This window comes from Rhizobium sp. LC145, from assembly GCF_001005825.1.
Lineage (GTDB): Bacteria > Pseudomonadota > Alphaproteobacteria > Rhizobiales > Rhizobiaceae > Neorhizobium.
On sequence record NZ_LBHV01000007.1, the window covers coordinates 124,036 to 139,296 of the forward strand.

Annotated in this window: 18 protein-coding genes; 4 read left to right on the forward strand and 14 right to left on the reverse strand. The window is 62.7% G+C overall.

The window, feature by feature from the left end; all coding sequences use genetic code 11:
• Window positions 1-60: 60 nt before the first annotated feature.
• The 3 genes from YH62_RS18595 to rirA all read right to left on the reverse strand — a co-directional run bounded on the left by YH62_RS18595 (window position 61) and on the right by rirA (window position 2,352).
• Window positions 61-597, reverse strand: a complete 537-nt coding sequence (locus YH62_RS18595; protein WP_046795756.1) for a gluconokinase — start codon at window positions 595-597, stop codon at window positions 61-63.
• Between the two features lie 77 nt (window positions 598-674).
• On the reverse strand, window positions 675-1,712 hold the full coding sequence (locus tag YH62_RS18600) for an AbrB family transcriptional regulator (RefSeq protein WP_046795757.1): 1,038 nt from the start codon (window positions 1,710-1,712) through the stop codon (window positions 675-677).
• A gap of 157 nt (window positions 1,713-1,869) precedes the next feature.
• Entirely contained in the window at window positions 1,870-2,352 is a 483-nt protein-coding gene (gene rirA, locus YH62_RS18605) for an iron-responsive transcriptional regulator RirA (protein ID WP_046795758.1), read from the reverse strand.
• 172 nt (window positions 2,353-2,524) lie between these two features.
• Here rirA and YH62_RS18610 point away from each other — a divergent pair, with 172 nt between their 5' ends.
• Window positions 2,525-3,574, forward strand: a complete 1,050-nt coding sequence (locus YH62_RS18610; protein ID WP_046795759.1) for a Fe(3+) ABC transporter substrate-binding protein — start codon at window positions 2,525-2,527, stop codon at window positions 3,572-3,574.
• A 99-nt stretch (window positions 3,575-3,673) separates the two neighbouring features.
• On the opposite strand, the gene YH62_RS30535 is transcribed toward YH62_RS18610, so the two are convergent.
• Complete coding sequence (locus YH62_RS30535; RefSeq protein WP_197082537.1) at window positions 3,674-3,811, reverse strand: hypothetical protein; 138 nt, start codon at window positions 3,809-3,811, stop codon at window positions 3,674-3,676.
• Window positions 3,812-3,929: 118 nt separating this feature from the next.
• Window positions 3,930-5,426 (reverse strand): CoA-acylating methylmalonate-semialdehyde dehydrogenase, encoded by a 1,497-nt coding sequence (locus YH62_RS18615; protein ID WP_046795760.1) that lies wholly within the window; start codon window positions 5,424-5,426, stop codon window positions 3,930-3,932.
• A 308-nt stretch (window positions 5,427-5,734) separates the two neighbouring features.
• Here YH62_RS18615 and YH62_RS18620 point away from each other — a divergent pair, with 308 nt between their 5' ends.
• From YH62_RS18620 to YH62_RS18630, 3 genes are all read left to right on the forward strand, one after another.
• A complete protein-coding gene (locus YH62_RS18620; RefSeq protein ID WP_046795761.1) occupies window positions 5,735-6,616 on the forward strand; it encodes a LysR family transcriptional regulator in 882 nt (293 codons plus the stop codon).
• Between the two features lie 79 nt (window positions 6,617-6,695).
• On the forward strand, window positions 6,696-8,816 hold the full coding sequence (locus tag YH62_RS18625) for a S9 family peptidase (protein ID WP_046795762.1): 2,121 nt from the start codon (window positions 6,696-6,698) through the stop codon (window positions 8,814-8,816).
• 242 nt (window positions 8,817-9,058) lie between these two features.
• Window positions 9,059-9,328: a hypothetical protein gene (locus YH62_RS18630; RefSeq protein ID WP_046795763.1), complete on the forward strand. Its 270-nt coding sequence runs from the start codon at window positions 9,059-9,061 to the stop codon at window positions 9,326-9,328.
• A 25-nt stretch (window positions 9,329-9,353) separates the two neighbouring features.
• Here the strand turns inward: YH62_RS18630 and dmeF are convergent, their stop codons facing one another.
• The 9 genes from dmeF to YH62_RS18665 form a co-directional block, all read right to left on the reverse strand.
• Window positions 9,354-10,340 (reverse strand): CDF family Co(II)/Ni(II) efflux transporter DmeF, encoded by a 987-nt coding sequence (gene dmeF / locus YH62_RS18635; protein ID WP_046795764.1) that lies wholly within the window; start codon window positions 10,338-10,340, stop codon window positions 9,354-9,356.
• 23 nt (window positions 10,341-10,363) lie between these two features.
• Window positions 10,364-10,636, reverse strand: coding sequence for a Ni(II)/Co(II)-sensing transcriptional repressor DmeR (gene dmeR / locus YH62_RS18640; RefSeq protein WP_046795765.1), 273 nt, complete (start codon window positions 10,634-10,636; stop codon window positions 10,364-10,366).
• A gap of 125 nt (window positions 10,637-10,761) precedes the next feature.
• The gene (locus tag YH62_RS30215; RefSeq protein ID WP_156176973.1) at window positions 10,762-10,920 is read right to left on the reverse strand and encodes a hypothetical protein; all 159 of its coding nucleotides are present in this window, start codon (window positions 10,918-10,920) and stop codon (window positions 10,762-10,764) included.
• Window positions 10,921-10,953: 33 nt separating this feature from the next.
• Window positions 10,954-11,130: a hypothetical protein gene (locus YH62_RS30220; RefSeq protein ID WP_156176975.1), complete on the reverse strand. Its 177-nt coding sequence runs from the start codon at window positions 11,128-11,130 to the stop codon at window positions 10,954-10,956.
• Window positions 11,131-11,141: 11 nt separating this feature from the next.
• Window positions 11,142-11,432, reverse strand: a complete 291-nt coding sequence (locus YH62_RS18645) for a hypothetical protein (RefSeq protein WP_046795766.1) — start codon at window positions 11,430-11,432, stop codon at window positions 11,142-11,144.
• 31 nt (window positions 11,433-11,463) lie between these two features.
• Window positions 11,464-11,649, reverse strand: a complete 186-nt coding sequence (locus YH62_RS18650; protein ID WP_046795767.1) for a hypothetical protein — start codon at window positions 11,647-11,649, stop codon at window positions 11,464-11,466.
• A 158-nt stretch (window positions 11,650-11,807) separates the two neighbouring features.
• Window positions 11,808-12,710 (reverse strand): dihydrodipicolinate synthase family protein, encoded by a 903-nt coding sequence (locus tag YH62_RS18655; RefSeq protein WP_046795768.1) that lies wholly within the window; start codon window positions 12,708-12,710, stop codon window positions 11,808-11,810.
• 123 nt (window positions 12,711-12,833) lie between these two features.
• Entirely contained in the window at window positions 12,834-14,282 is a 1,449-nt protein-coding gene (locus tag YH62_RS18660) for a sodium:alanine symporter family protein (RefSeq protein WP_046795769.1), read from the reverse strand.
• 125 nt (window positions 14,283-14,407) lie between these two features.
• Entirely contained in the window at window positions 14,408-15,259 is an 852-nt protein-coding gene (locus tag YH62_RS18665) for a D-alanyl-D-alanine carboxypeptidase family protein (RefSeq protein WP_052760458.1), read from the reverse strand.
• Between the last annotated feature and the right edge of the window lie 2 nt (window positions 15,260-15,261).

Here is a 15,261-nt window from a genome sequence, read left to right on the forward strand (position 1 = left end):
TTTTTAGGTAATACTTTTATGCGGGGCCGTTATCGGAATACGCCCCTTTTTGAAACGGTATCAGGCGGACCAAAACTTGGTCAGGCCTTCGTAAGCCTTGTCGACGATCACTTCCAGACTTGCGTCGATATCGACCGTCGCCACCCCCTCTTCCCCCTCGGGGCTTTCCAGCGTCGCAAGCTGGCTTTGCAGGAGCGAGGTGGGCATGAAGTGTCCCGTCCGCTCGCCCATACGCACCTGGAGGAGTTCCGGCGTGCCCTTGAGGAAGACGAAGAACAGTTCTCCGCCGGAGGCTTTGCGCAGACGCTCGCGGTAGATCTTCTTGAGCGACGAACAGGAAAGAACCAGGGTTTCGCCACGTCTCAGGGCGGAGGCCAGTTCCTCGCCGACGAGATCGAGCCAGGGCCAGCGGTCCTCGTCCGTCAGCGGAATTCCCTTCGCCATCTTTTCGACATTGGCCGGCGGATGCAGGCGATCGCCCTCCGCGAAGGCGCAATGGAGGCGTTCGGCCAGGAGCTCTCCGACCGAGGATTTTCCAGCACCGCTGACGCCCATGACGATGATCGCCCGAGGCGGGCGCGCACTGATATCCGACATTTTTCTTCCACTCTTCAAGAACTCGCGCATGCCGATATCCATCGCCGCGCGGATTTGCACAAGCCCCCAGTCCCGAATTAGGGCTTTTGCCGGGCATCCTTGCCCAGCACCAGCGGCATCAGCGCGGACAGGAACATCAGCCGCAGCACGTGATGGGCGCCGACATAGGTGGGGTGGGCGTTCAGCATCACCGCCATGGCAGCCATGGTTTCCAGCCCGCCTGGGGAAAAGGCGATGAGCGCCGCATCGAGCGGCACACCCGTCAGATAGGAAACGCAAGCCGCCATGGAGGCCGCAAGCGCCGTGACGACCACCGTCAGCACCATGCCGGCGACGAAGGCCGACCTCAGCGCGGTGATCGAAACGCCGGAAAAACGGGTGCCTATGACGCAGCCGAGGACCACGTAGGTCGGCGTGAGTATCCAATCCGGGACCGCGCCGGAGACGAGGCCGGTCACATGCGTCGCGGCGGTCGCCACGACGCCGCCGAGAAGTAGCGCTGCCGGAAAATGCCAGCGGAGGAAAAGCAGGCCGAGCGCGACGGCCGCGGCAAGCGTGACGGCCAGCACGAGGAGGTTCATCGTCTCTGCCGGCAGAGCGGGAGCGGCGCCGGCGAGATCGAGAAACTCGACGATCAGCGGCACGGTGAGCGTCAGCGCCAGAACCCGGACGCTCTGGACGATGCCGACCACCAGCATGTCGCTGCGGGTCTCGGCCGCCAGGCTCATGATATAGCTCAGATGCCCCGGCGAGGCGGCGAGCAGCGCGGTAACGCGGTCATAGCCGAACAGCCGCTGCAGGACCCAGGCACCGCTGTGAAGAAGGATGACGACGGCGACCAGGACCATGACGAAGCTGAGCGGCCAGGTCTTCGCCGCGACGATCACCTCCGGCGTCAGCCCCGTCCCCATGGATACGCCGATGATGACGAAGCAGACGTTTCGCACCTGCTGCAGCACGGTGAGCTTCAGCCCGCAAAGCCCGCCGATGGTGACGGCCAGCGCCGGACCGATGAGGAAGGGGGCAGGAAAGGCGAGCGCATAGGCGACGAGCGCGCCACCGCCGCCAATCAGCAGGGTGAGCACAAAGGCGCGGATATCCGGACGTGACATGATGAAGCCTTCGGCGGAATCAAAAGCCGGGAAGCGGACGGAAGGGATATTCCCTTCTATTCACCAGGCACGGAAGGTCAACCTGCCGGAGGGCAGAAATGAAACATCCGGCGCTGCAAGGCAGGCGCCGGATGGCAAACGTTGAAAGACAGGAGAAAGATCAGGCGGCCGGAGCCGATACCGCAGGACGGGTCCTCGCCAGGTTCGTCTCATCGAGACCCAGCAGGAAATTGATCTGCGGGCGGGCCTTCACCAAGTCGTCGATCGTGTATTCGGCCAGCACGCCGAAGAAGGCGTTGAGCGCCTTGCGCAGCGCCGCGTTGAGGCCGCAGCTATCGACCAGCGGGCATTCCACCACGCCGTCCTCGAAGCATTCGGCCATGGCGAAGTTTTCTTCGGTCACCTTCACCACGTCGAAAAGCGTGATGCGGTCCGCCGCCCGGCCGAGCTTCACGCCGCCATTGCGGCCGCGCACGGTTTCCACCAGACCAGCCTTGTTGAGCGGCTGCAGGATCTTGAAAAGGAAGAGCTCGGAGACGTTGTAAGCCTTCGCAATCTCGGGAATGCGGCTCAGGTGCCCTTCATTGGCAGCGCAGTACATCAACATGCGGACTGCGTAATTTGTCTGTTTCGTCAGGCGCATACCGGTCTCCGGAGTTCGTTAACGATCCATATATAGGGGCTTTGCTAGTTTTGAACAATTCCAAAATAAGAAAATCGTGATCAACTTTTATGCAGCGGCCATTCGGGCATATTGACGAGCGAACCAAATCATGACCTTTGTCGTCAACAAAGACAATCATAGGAGGACAGTCATGAAAGGCAACCGCTCTAACCTGCACAAACTTCTACTTGCGGCTGCATCCGTGCTGGCAACCGCTTCCGTCGCGGCGGCCGATGGCGAGGTCAACATCTACTCCTATCGCCAGCCGGACCTGATCAAGCCGCTGCTGGACACTTTCACGAAGGAGACCGGCATCACCGCCAACGTCCTCTTCCTGGACAAGGGCCTCGTGGAGCGCATCCAGGCGGAAGGCGTGAACTCGCCCGCCGACGTGATCATGACGGTCGACATCTCCCGTCTCGTCGAGGCCAAGGACGGCGGCGTCACCCAGCCGGTGACGGACAACGAGACCATCAACAAGGACATCCCGGCCAATTTCCGCGATCCGCAGGGGGAATGGTTCGGACTCACCACGCGCGGCCGCGTCATCTACGCCTCGAAGGATCGCGTCAGCCAGGACACGATCACCTATGAGGAGCTCGCCGATCCCAAGTGGAAGGGCAAGATCTGCATCCGCGACGGTCAGCACTCCTACAATATCGGCCTCTTCGCCTCGATGATCGCCGCCCATGGCGAGGAATATACCGAGAAGTGGCTGAACGATTTCAAGAACAATCTCGCCCGCAAGCCGGCCGGCGGCGACCGCGACCAGGCCAAGGCGATCCTGGCCGGCGAATGCGACATCGCGCTCGGCAACACCTATTACGTCGGCCTGATGCAGACCAACGAAAAGGAGCCGGAACAGAAGGAATGGGCAGCCGCCATCAAGATCCTGTTCCCGAACTCCGCCGATCGCGGCACGCATGTGAACATTTCCGGCATGGCGCTCGCCAAGAACGCGCCGAACAAGGAAAACGCCCTGAAGCTGATGGAATTCCTGGCTTCCGGCGAAGCGCAGAAGATCTATGGCGAGCAGGTCTACGAATATCCGGTCATGCCGGGCGCCGAGCCTTCCGACGTGGTGAAGGCCTGGGGCCCCATCAAGGCGGATACGCTGCCGCTCTCGGACATCGCGGCCAACCGCAAGAAGGCCTCCGAACTGGTCGATAAGGTCGGCTTCAACGAAGGCCCGGAAAGCTGAGCTTTCGGCACTACTGAATTACGGATGGCCGGGGCCGCAACGCTCCGGCCATTTTCGTTTGTCTGTTCGATTACCGAGCGCCAGCCCTGATCGAACGGATCAGAACGCGGGCACGATATCCAGCGCCGCCGCTATGCAGACGGGAACTCCCACAACACATGCAGCGACCAGCAGGCTCAGACTCATTCTGATGCGTTGAGCGCGGCGGGCGCGCTTCTCATCCCACTCGTAGACCATGGTACTCCCCACTCCTACAGCGCGCTAAATTAGGACGATGGGATAAAAGGTCAACACCTGGAACAAAAACGGGCTCCCGAAGGAGCCCGCAGAATGTGTTTGTCTTTTGGAGTTCGACTTACCGCATGACGGGCATGACGAACTCGGCGCCGTCCTTGATGCCGGAGGGCCAGCGGGCGGTGATCGTCTTGGTGCGGGTCCAGAACTTGATGGAATCGATGCCGTGCTGGTTGAGATCGCCGAAGGACGAAGCCTTCCAGCCGCCGAAGGAGTGATAGGCAAGCGGGACCGGGATCGGCACGTTGACGCCGACCATGCCGATGTTGATGCGGGACGCGAAATCGCGCGCCGCATCGCCGTCGCGGGTGAAGATCGCGACGCCGTTGCCGTATTCGTGCTTCATCGGCAGCGACAGGGCTTCCTCATAGTTTTTGGCGCGGGCGACCGAGAGGACGGGACCGAAGATTTCGGTCTTGTAGATTTCCATGTCCGCGGTGACGTGGTCGAACAGCGTGCCGCCGACGAAATAGCCCTCTTCATAGCCCTGCAGCTTGAAACCGCGGCCATCGACCAGGAGCTTGGCGCCTTCCTCGACGCCCTTGCCGATCAGGCCGTTGATGCGGTTATAGGCATCCTTTGTGACGACCGGGCCCATGTCGGCCTTCTCGTCGGTATAGGGGCCGATGCGCAGCGACTCGATCCTCGGGATGAGCTTTTCCACGAGACGGTCGGCGGTATCGTCGCCCACCGGAACCGCAACCGAAACCGCCATGCAGCGCTCGCCGGCAGAGCCGTAGCCCGCGCCCATCAACGCGTTGACGGCCTGGTCCATATCGGCATCCGGCATGATGATCATGTGGTTCTTGGCGCCGCCGAAGCACTGGGCGCGCTTGCCGTTCATCGCCGCCGTGCCATAGACGTAGCGGGCGATCGGGGTCGAGCCGACGAAGGACACCGCGCCGATATCCGGATCGGCAAGGATCGCGTCGACCGCGGCCTTGTCGCCGTTGATGACGTTCAGCACGCCGGCCGGAAGTCCTGCCTCGATCATCAGTTCCGCGAGGCGCAGCGGCACGGACGGATCGCGCTCCGACGGCTTCAGGATGAAAGCGTTGCCGCAGGCGATCGCAGGCGCGAACATCCACATCGGGATCATGGCCGGGAAGTTGAAGGGCGTGATGCCCGCGCCGATACCGACCGGCTGGCGCATCGAATACATGTCGATATGCGGCCCGGCGCCTTCGGTGAACTCGCCCTTGGAGAGATGCGGGATGCCGATGACGAACTCGCAGACTTCCAGGCCACGCACGAGATCGCCCTTCGAATCCTCCACCGTCTTGCCGTGCTCGCTGGACAGCAGCGTAGCGAGCTCATCCATGTTTTGGTTCAGGAGATCCACGAACTTCATGAACACGCGGGCGCGGCGCTGTGGGTTGGTGGCCGCCCACTTGACCTGGGCTTCCCTGGCGTTCTCGACCGCGGCGCGGACATCGGCGACGCTCGCCAATGCCACCTGGGCCTGCACCTCGCCGGTGGCGGGATTGTAGACGTTGGCCGTGCGGCCGCTGGTGCCGGCGACATGCTTGCCGCCGATGAAATGACCAATCTCGCGCATGGAATGCTCCTCCAGTGTTTTCTCGATAGGCAGAGGATACCCTCATGATTGCACAACGCAACGCCATAGTTTACGCATCCGTTGTGCAAGGATTGAAGTCTGGTTTTAAAAACCTCTTCCCGCAGAGGGAATGCGGTGGAGGTAAATCCCCCTCTGGCCTGCCGGCCATCTCCCCCACAAGGGGGGAGAGAACTCGCGGAACCCTCTCGACCATTTCGCAGGGCGAACCGAAGGGGGCGGCAGGTTAAGCCCCTCCCCTTTTGGGGAGGGGTTGGGGAGGGGAATTAACCGGGACGAGGTGAGCGGGAATGAACTGGGATGACGTACGAATGTTCCTGGCGGTGGCTCGTTCAGGACAGATCCTCGCGGCCTCACGACGGCTCGGCATCAACCATGCCACGCTCGGGCGGCGCGTCACTGCACTGGAAGAAGATTTGCGCACGCGGCTTCTCATTCGCCGCACCAATGGCTGCGAACTGACGGCGGAAGGCGAGGTTTTCTTCCGGGCCGCCGAGCGGATGGAGACGGAGATGCTGGCCGCACAGGCAAGCACCGGCCGGATCGATACGGCGATAGCCGGCACGGTCAGGATCGGCGCGCCGGACGGCTTCGGCGTATCCTTCCTCGCCTCGCGGCTTGGCCGCCTCACACGCCGCCATCCCGAACTCAAGCTGCAACTGGTACCGGTGCCCCGCTCCTTTTCGCTGTCGCAGCGCGAGGCGGATATCGCAATCACCATCGAGCAGCCGGAACAGGGCCGGCTCGTATCCTCCAAGCTCACCGACTACACGCTTGGGCTCTACGCCTCGAAAGCCTATCTTGCGGAGGCCGTCATTCCGGAGAGCGTGGAAGCGCTGAAGGACCATGCGCGCGTCGGCTACGTGGAAGACCTGATCTTCTCCCCTTCCCTCAATTTCACCGGGGAGATCATGCGCAACTGGGATGCGAGCTTCGAGATTTCCAGCGCCATCGGCCAGACGGAAGCGGTGCGCTCCGGCGCCGGCATCGGCATCCTGCACGACTACATCGCCCGGCAATATACCGAACTCGTGCGGGTGCTGCCGGAGGTGACGATAAGGCGCGCCTACTGGACGACCTATCACGAAAGCGGCCGCAACCTGATGCGGCTCAAGGCCGTCATCGAGTTTCTGGGTGAACTCGTGCGGGAGGAAGGAGATATCTTCGTATGAGAGGCCCCAGCTCACGGCTTGCCCTCACCCTCGCCTGCCCCTATCTCTGGCACACCTTCATTCCTGCCGGAGACCCGCCTTGTCCCTCTCCCCGAAAACGCCTTTCCAAAACCTGCCGAGCCCGCCCGTAGCCGAGAAGAAGCCGGTCACCGATACCCGCCACGGCATTACCCGCACGGACGATTATGCCTGGATGCGGGCCGAGAACTGGCAGGCGATGTTCAAGGACCCCTCGCTTCTCGATCCGGCAATCCGGACCCATCTGGAAACCGAGAACGCCTATATGGAAGCCGGCATGGGCGATACGGCCGAACTGCAAAAGGTGCTGTTTGCCGAAATGCGAGGCCGCATCAAGGAAGACGACAGCTCCGTGCCGATGAAGGACGGACCCTACGCCTATGGTACGCTTTACGTGACGGGCGGAGAGCAGCCGCACTTCTTCCGAACCCCACGCGACGGCGGCGAGAAGCATGTGCTGCTTAACGGCGACAAGGAAGCAGAGGGCAAGGATTATTTCCGGCTTTCCGGCATCGACAATTCCACCGATCACGGCTTCGGCATCTGGGGCTATGACGACAAGGGCTCCGAATATTTCACGCTGCGCATCCGCGATCTTGCGACCGGCGAGGATCTCTCCGACGTGATCGAGAATACCGGCGGCGGCGGCGTGTGGGCGCCGGACGGCAAGAGCTTCTTCTATACGCTGCAGGACGAAAATCACCGGCCGTCCAAGGTCTTCCATCATATCCTCGGCACCTCGCAGACCGGCGACCGGCTGGTCTACGAGGAGAAGGACCCCGGCTTCTTCATGGGTGTCGGCGGCTCGCTGCTGGACGACTTCATCTATATCGACATCCACGACCACGAGACGTCGGAATACCGGCTCATCTCCACCAAGGACCTGACGGCCGAGCCCAAGCTGGTCGCGGTTCGCGAGGAAGGCGTCGAATATTCAATGACGGAAGGCGGCGACGTCTTCTACATTCTCACCAATGACGGCGACGCCAAGGATTTCAAGATCATGGAAGCGCCGGTTGAGGCGCCGGGCAAGGAGAATTGGAAAGAGATCGTACCGCACGAGCCCGGCCGGCTCATCATCAGCCACATGGCGTTTGCGCGCCATCTCGTCTGGCTGGAGCGGCGCGAGGGCCTGCCGCGGATCGTCGTGCGCGACCGGGCGACCGGAGATGAGCACGCCATCGCCTTTGCCGAGGAAGCCTATTCGCTCGGGCTCTCGGGAGCTGCTGAATACGACACGAACGTCATCCGCTTCTCCTATTCCTCGATGACGACGCCAAGCCAGCTCTTCGACTACGACATGGTAACCCGCGAGCGGGTGCTTCTGAAGACGCAGGAAGTGCCCTCCGGCCATAACCCGGAAGACTATGTGACGCGCCGGGTGATGGCTCCCGCCCCCGACGGCGAACTGGTGCCGGTCTCGCTGCTCTATCGCAAGGACACGCCGCTCGACGGTTCGGCGCCCTGCCTGCTCTATGGTTACGGTGCCTACGGCATCACCATCCCCGCCTCGTTCAACACCAACAATCTGTCGCTTGCCGATCGCGGCTTCGTCTATGCCATCGCCCATATACGCGGCGGCAAGGAGAAGGGCTTTGCCTGGTACGAGAACGGCAAGATGGAGCATAAACAGAACACGTTCAAAGACTTCATCGCCGCGGCTGACTATCTGAATCAACAGAAGTTCACGTCTTACGTGAACATTATCGCCGAGGGCGGATCGGCGGGCGGCATGCTGATGGGCGCCATTGCCAACATCGCCCCGGAGAAATTCGCCGGAATCATCGCGGCCGTGCCCTTCGTCGACGTGCTCAACACGATGCTGGACGACACGCTGCCGCTCACCCCTCCGGAATGGCCCGAATGGGGCAATCCGATCGAGTCCGAGGAGGAGTACCACTGGATTGCCTCTTACTCGCCTTACGACAATATCGGCGCAAAACCCTATCCGCCGATCCTGGCGATCTCCGGCCTCATCGATCCGCGCGTCACCTATTGGGAGCCGACCAAGTGGATCGCGAAGCTTCGGGAAGTGGCGCCCGAGGCAGGACCCTATTTCCTGAAGACCAATATGGCGGCGGGCCATGGCGGCAAATCCGGACGCTTCCAACGCCTCGAAGAAATCGCCTTCGAATATTCGTTTGCGATCAAGGTGGCCGGGAAGATGGCGGCTGCAGTTTAAGCGGCGGCGGCTTTAGAGGCTACGGCTGACCGGAGTATCTTCCACTTCCGCCATTCCTGTGCTCGTCACAGGAATGACGGGAGCCCGCCGAACCACTGCAGTTAACAACCAACCAGCGCGCCCTCCCCGCCGCCATTGATTTGTCAAGAGTCGCCTCGCCTCAGAAACGGCGAGACGCAAGCCTCGCGCAAGCTTCAGGCGTTAACCACTGGTTAACCATTACAAATGTGGGTCTGCGCGCCATGAAGATCGATAGCGGCCTCAACGGCTATCATTATCCCAACCGGACGCCCGAGACGGAGCGGAAGGCGGAGGAAGCTCCGCATCGCGAAACCGCGACCTTCCAGCGCGCTCCGGACGCGCTCACCGGCAGCAGTACGCTGCTTTCCCCCTCGCTTGCCAATGCGCTGTGGTCGATGGAATTGAGCGGCACGACCTCCCGCGCCGACGAAGCGGCCGCACCCACTGTGACCCAGGACTGGGTCGAGGAACTTTACCAGGAATTCGCCTGAAGCCTGAGCGCGACCGTTGCTCCAGTCACGCCGCGACGGCCGGCGTGACCTCCACCGTGACATGCGAAAGCTCGGGGATTGCCGCAAGCTTCTCCTTGTAGAAGGCCGGCGCGCGCGGCGTCGGCGTAACCACCGAAACGATCGCCGCGTGATGGCCCGGCCCCACCTGCCAGACATGCAGGTCCGCGATCCTGTCTTCTCCATTCTCGACGATCTCGCGGATTTCCTGCGGCAGATCCTCATCCGCCGGCAGGGCATCGAGAAGCACGTTCGCGGTGGCGCGGATCAGGCCCCAGGACCAGCGGGCGATCACCAGGCCGCCGACGATGCCCATGACCGGATCGAGCCAGACCCAGCCGTTCGTGCGGCCGAGGATCAGCGCGAAGATCGCCAGCAGCGAGGTCAGCGCGTCCGCCAGCACATGTAGATAGGCGGCGCGCAGATTGTGATCGGTTCCGCCGGCACGATGGCCGTGCTGGCCATGCGCATCATGGGCGTGATGGTGGTCATCGTCATCGTGGTCATGGTGATGGCCATGATGGGAGTGGCCGTGATGCGAATGGTCGTCCCGAAGCAGCCAGGCGCTGAGCAGGTTGACACCGAGCCCGGCAACCGCGACCAGGATCGCCTGATCGAAATCGATCGCCACCGGATTGGCGAGCCTGACCACGCTTTCCCAGGCGATCAGGAGCGCGATCAGCGCCAGCACGACGGCGCTTGCGAAGCCCGCGAGATCGCCGAGCTTGCCGGTGCCGAACGTGTAGCGCGGATTGCGCGCCTGCCGGCGGGCATAGAGATAGGCGAGCGCGGCGATCAGCATGGCGCCCGCATGGGTGGACATGTGCCAGCCATCGGCCAGCAGCGCCATGGAGCCGAAGAGCGTTCCGGCGACGATCTCGGCCACCATCATCGTGGCGGTCAGCGCGATCACCAGCCAGACGCGCCGCTCGTTGCGCTCGTGGTTATCGCCTAGAAACACATGCTCGTGCCTCATCTGATCGACGGTGGACATGGCCTTACTCCTTACGGTGAATATCAGCGGATATAGGTGCGCAGCACTTCGGCCAGCTCGTCGGTGGCCTTGGCTCTCGCCTTCTCGTCTTCGGCGTGGAGCACATGCTCATGCAGGTGATCCTCGATCACCTCGCCCGTGAGACCGGAGAGCGCACCGCGGATGGAGGCGAGAAGCTGCAGCACCTCGCCACAGGGGCTTTCCGCCTCCAGCGCGCGCTCGACAGCTTCCATCTGTCCCTTCAGCCGGCGCACGCGCGCCAGAAGCTTCGCTTTTTCGCGGATGGTGTGCGACATGATCGTCGTTCCTCAATAGTATAGGGGGGTATATTATCCATCCGACCAACGAAAGCAACCCGGTCCCGCTCTTGCCGGCAGGTCCGGGTTCGCTATTCCACGGAAAAATGACTTGAACGGGCGGATCAGATGGCGGTCGCCAGCCGCGTCAGAAGGAATGCGAGGAGCAATATGAGCCCCAAGGCGATGCACATGTGCAGAATGATGGTCGAGCCGCGGAAATCCTTCTCCGCCTCGAAGCGGGGAAGGATCATTCGGCGGCACTGCCTGAGAATGTTCGGCATCGAAGATATCCGGGGTTCGGGAAACGGCTGAGATCACCAGAGGGAGAGCGCGGATGCGGCGGCGAGGAGCCGGATACCGGCGGCCGCGACCAGCATCAGCACACAGACGCCCGCCGCCATGAGGCCTTGGCGAAGTCCCGGCCTTTCGGAAGCGTGGCGCTTCGCGGCGCCCAGGGAAGTCAGTGGGGAAGTCAGTTCGAGGTTGGACATCGGGATGCCTTTCAGGAGACGAGCCTGAGGCGGCTTTCGCGCGGCCTGCGCCGCGAGACCGCCTTGGCGGGGTGAAGCGAGGAGGAGGAAAGGATCACGCCATCGGGAACGCAGCAGACGGCGCCCGGCTGGTGATCACTTTCGAACATGGCGAAATGGACGGCGGATGCCCTGTCCCTGAAGAAGCCGCCGACCAGGCCTTCGCGGTCGCATACGACCCAGCAGCCGTTCTCGTCACGGCCCACCGTGAAACGGGTGCCGTTCCTTAAGGAAGGTTCTCCACGCAACATTGCTTTGCCCATCGATATGTTCCTTTCGTGAGGTCGGGAAAGATCAGGAGAGTGCGCAGTAGAAAGCGCCGCCGACGCTCGCCGCGATCAGGACGACCGCGGCGAGGCGCAGGAAGACGTCCAGGCGGCCGTAATCGTCTTGTGGCAGGCGCCGTTCGCCGTGCTTTGCGGCTTGCGCCTGCTCCTGATGGTAGCGGGCCAAATGATAGAGCCCCAATCTGCCGTACATGTCTCGTACTCCAGCGTTGCGGATGGTTTTCCATCCGCGCACATGCTCGTGATGTGCAGGATCAAGGTAAGCTGGGTGGCATAGGTTATCGATTGGGGCCGGAAACCGAAGAAATAGGAATTTCATAAGGATAAGTGCCGCTGCCCCGATCAGCCGGCTCAGGCGAGCGCCTGCGAGAAAACGGGCTGCCCCTCCAGCGCGGCAAGCGCATGGGCGATCGCTTCGCGCATTTCCGGCTCGACCTCCACGAGAGGAAGGCGGACCTCCGGCGGCGTGCCGTAGAGGATCGCTAAGGCCGCCTTGACGACCGCCGCATCCCACCGGCCCTCGGCGGCGACCAGAAGCGACTGCGCCTGGCGGAAGGAGAGATCGCCGGCGGATGCGGCTGCCGGCACTTTCATGGCCGCCAGCCGATAGGGAAGCACGTTGCCGAGTGCCGATATGCAGCCATGGCCGCCGCAGGCCAGAAACATCGGCAGCGTGGAATCGTCGCTCGAATAGTGCCGGTAGCGACGCCTGAGATCGGCTGGAAGTCGGTGAAAGGCTTCCAGCCGCCCGATGCCGTGGCGGATGCCGACGATATTTTCGACATCCGCCAGCGAGGAAAGGAGCGCATGACCGCAATCGAGCGCGGTGCGGTACGGATCGTCGTCCAGGACGACCGGCAGACGAGTCGCCCCGGCCACTTCGCGGAAATGGCCGATCACGCCCTTCGGCACCGGCTTGGAATAATAGGGCACGGTGACCAGCACGCCGTCGGCGCCGATTTCCGCCGCGCGGCGGGTCATGGCCACGGTTTCGGCCGTATCGTTGGTGCCGGTGGCGGCGAATACGGCAAGTCTACCCGCCGCCCGTTCGAGGCAGATGGCGAGAACCCGGTCGCGTTCGTCATGGCTCAGCGCATAGCCCTCGCCGAAGACATCGCAGACCACGACGCCATCGACGCCCGCCCTCACCTGCCGGTCGAGCGCCTTGTTCAGCCAGGAACGTTCCATGGTGCCGTCGCGGAAAGGCGTGACGAGCGCCGTCACCGTCCTGAGTTCAGCAATTCCGACCGTCATCGCAAAGCCCTCGCGTGATTGACCGCGAGGGCTTAGCCCGGCCCCGCATAGGAAATCGATGCGGGGCAAGGGCGAGCCTCATAGGGAAATCATAGGCTCGACGGGATCAGTGAAAGCCGGGCGTCAAGCCTTTGCCGGATGCAAGGCGTCCTTGGAGGTTGGGGAGACGGATATGTCGTGCCAGATATCCGCATCGATTTTCCCGGCGAGTTCCGGATACATTCCCGGATCGAACACCGGGGCTCCGGATCGCCTCTGCTCGAAGTAATCGCGGGTCAGCTTTACGACCAGCGGCGACAGCAGGACGATCGCCACGAGATTGATCGAGGCCATCAGGCCCATGGACGCATCGGCAGCATCGAATACCGTCGTCGCACTCTCATAGGAACCCCAGAGAACCATCAGGATCAGGCCGACGCGTGCGCATAAAAGCCCGACCTTGTTGTCCAGACCGAGATAGACGAGAGCGTTTTCGGCATAGGAATAGTTGCCGATGACCGATGTCCACGCGAAGAAGAAGATCGCGATGGCGATGAAGGCGTGCCCCGCGCCGCCGATATGGACGGCCATCGCAGCCTGGGTCAACGGTGTTCCCGTAAGCTCCCCTCCGGGCACGAGCGCGCCGGACAGCAGGATGATGAGGCCGGTGGCCGTGCAGATCAGCAGCGTATCGATGAACACGCCGAGCGCCTGAACCATGCCCTGCGAGGACGGGTGATGGGGGCTGGGCGTGGCTACCGCGGCAATATTCGGCGCCGATCCCATGCCGGCTTCGTTGGAGAACAGGCCTCGCTTGACACCGTTCAACATGGCTCCGGCCATGCCGCCGACTGCCTGCTCGAAGCCGAAGGCGCTCCGGACGATCAGTGAGAGTGCTGCCGGCACATCGGCAATGTTGACGATCAGCACGTAGAGAGCGACGCCGAGATAGGCGACCGCCATGAACGGCACGATATATTCCGCAATGCGTGCGATCGACTTGATGCCGCCGAAAATGACGACGCCGGAGATGCCGGCAACGACAACCCCGACCCCGAGCTTGGGCACGCCGAAGGCGCCGTGCATCGCCTCTGCGATCGAATTTGCCTGGACGGCATTGAAGGCAAGGCCGAAGACCAGGATCAGGCACACGGCAAAGATCACCGCCGCCCAGGGCGCGTTCAAGCCTCGGGAGATGTAGAAGGCCGGGCCTCCGCGATATTCCCCACTTTGACCGCGGACCTTGAACAACTGGGCCAGCGCGCTTTCGGCATAAGCCGTCGCCATGCCGAGAGCGGCAACCACCCACATCCAGAAGAGCGCGCCCGGCCCGCCGAGCGTCATCGCAACGGCGACACCAGCCAGATTACCGGTGCCGACCCGCGAGGCGAGACTGGTGCAAAGCGCCTGAAACGGCGTGATGCCGGCCGCATCCGCCTCGGGCGCACGCAGGACGACGCGGAAAAACTCGGGAAAATGGCGGAACTGGAGAAAACCCAGGCGGACCGTGAAGAACAATCCAACGGCAATCAATCCGTAGATGAGGACATAGCCCCAGAAGACCGTATTGAGAAATCCTATGATCGCCGTCATCTCGTTGCCCCTTCTTTCGACTTGAGTGTATCCGGATACGCGTCGACCGCTCCTTTTGGGCGAAGCATGTTGTGCCGACCTCCTTTAGGCTGTGGAGGCGTTGCGGGCAAGATTGCGCGGCGGGATCAATAGAGGCCGGGCGTCACCGGCACGGCCGGCACTGTTCTCCGGCCGGCGGCGGCGCCGAGCAGGACACCGTCCAGCAAGGCGGCCATGGTGCGGTCGCGGCTCTTGGCCGTGGAGCCGCCCATCACCACGCCGACTATGCGGCGGCCGCCCTTGCTGACAGAGGTGACGACATTATAGCCGGAGGCGCTGGTATAGCCGGTCTTGATGCCGTCCACGCCGGGATACTCGTCCATCAGGTAATTATGGCCCTCGAGCGTCTTGCCGCGAAACTGGAAGCTGCGGGTGGAGAACAGGCGGAATTCGCGGGGAAAGTTCTTCATCAGCGCCAGGCCCAGCACGGCCATGTCGCGGGCGGTGGTCACTTGGCCGGGCGCCGTCAGCCCGCTTGCATTGCGAAACGTGGTGTTACGCATGCCGAGGCGCCTTGCCTTCGCCGTCATCAGCTCCGCGAAACGCTCTTCCGAGCCGCCGAGCTTCTCGCCGATCGCAATGGCCGCGTCATTGGCGGAAAGCACGATCATGCCGAGCACGGCCTCCCGCACCGTCACCGCATCGCCCTCGCGGACGTTCAGCTTGTAGGGCACGGCGCGGGTCGCGCGCCGCGAGACCGGCACGGGATCATTCCAACCGATCCGCCCCGAACGAAGCGCCTCGAAGGTGAGATAAAGCGTCATCATCTTGGTGAGAGAGGCAGGCCCGTTCGGCGCTCCGGCATTTTCCGCGCTGATGACCTTGGCGGTCTTCGCATCGATCAGGATATGGGCATTGCCGGCGGCGGCACTTGCGGCACTCAGAAGAAACGCCGCAAGCGCGAAGAGCGACGCGGCGCGGGACGGAAGGCGGGCCATGG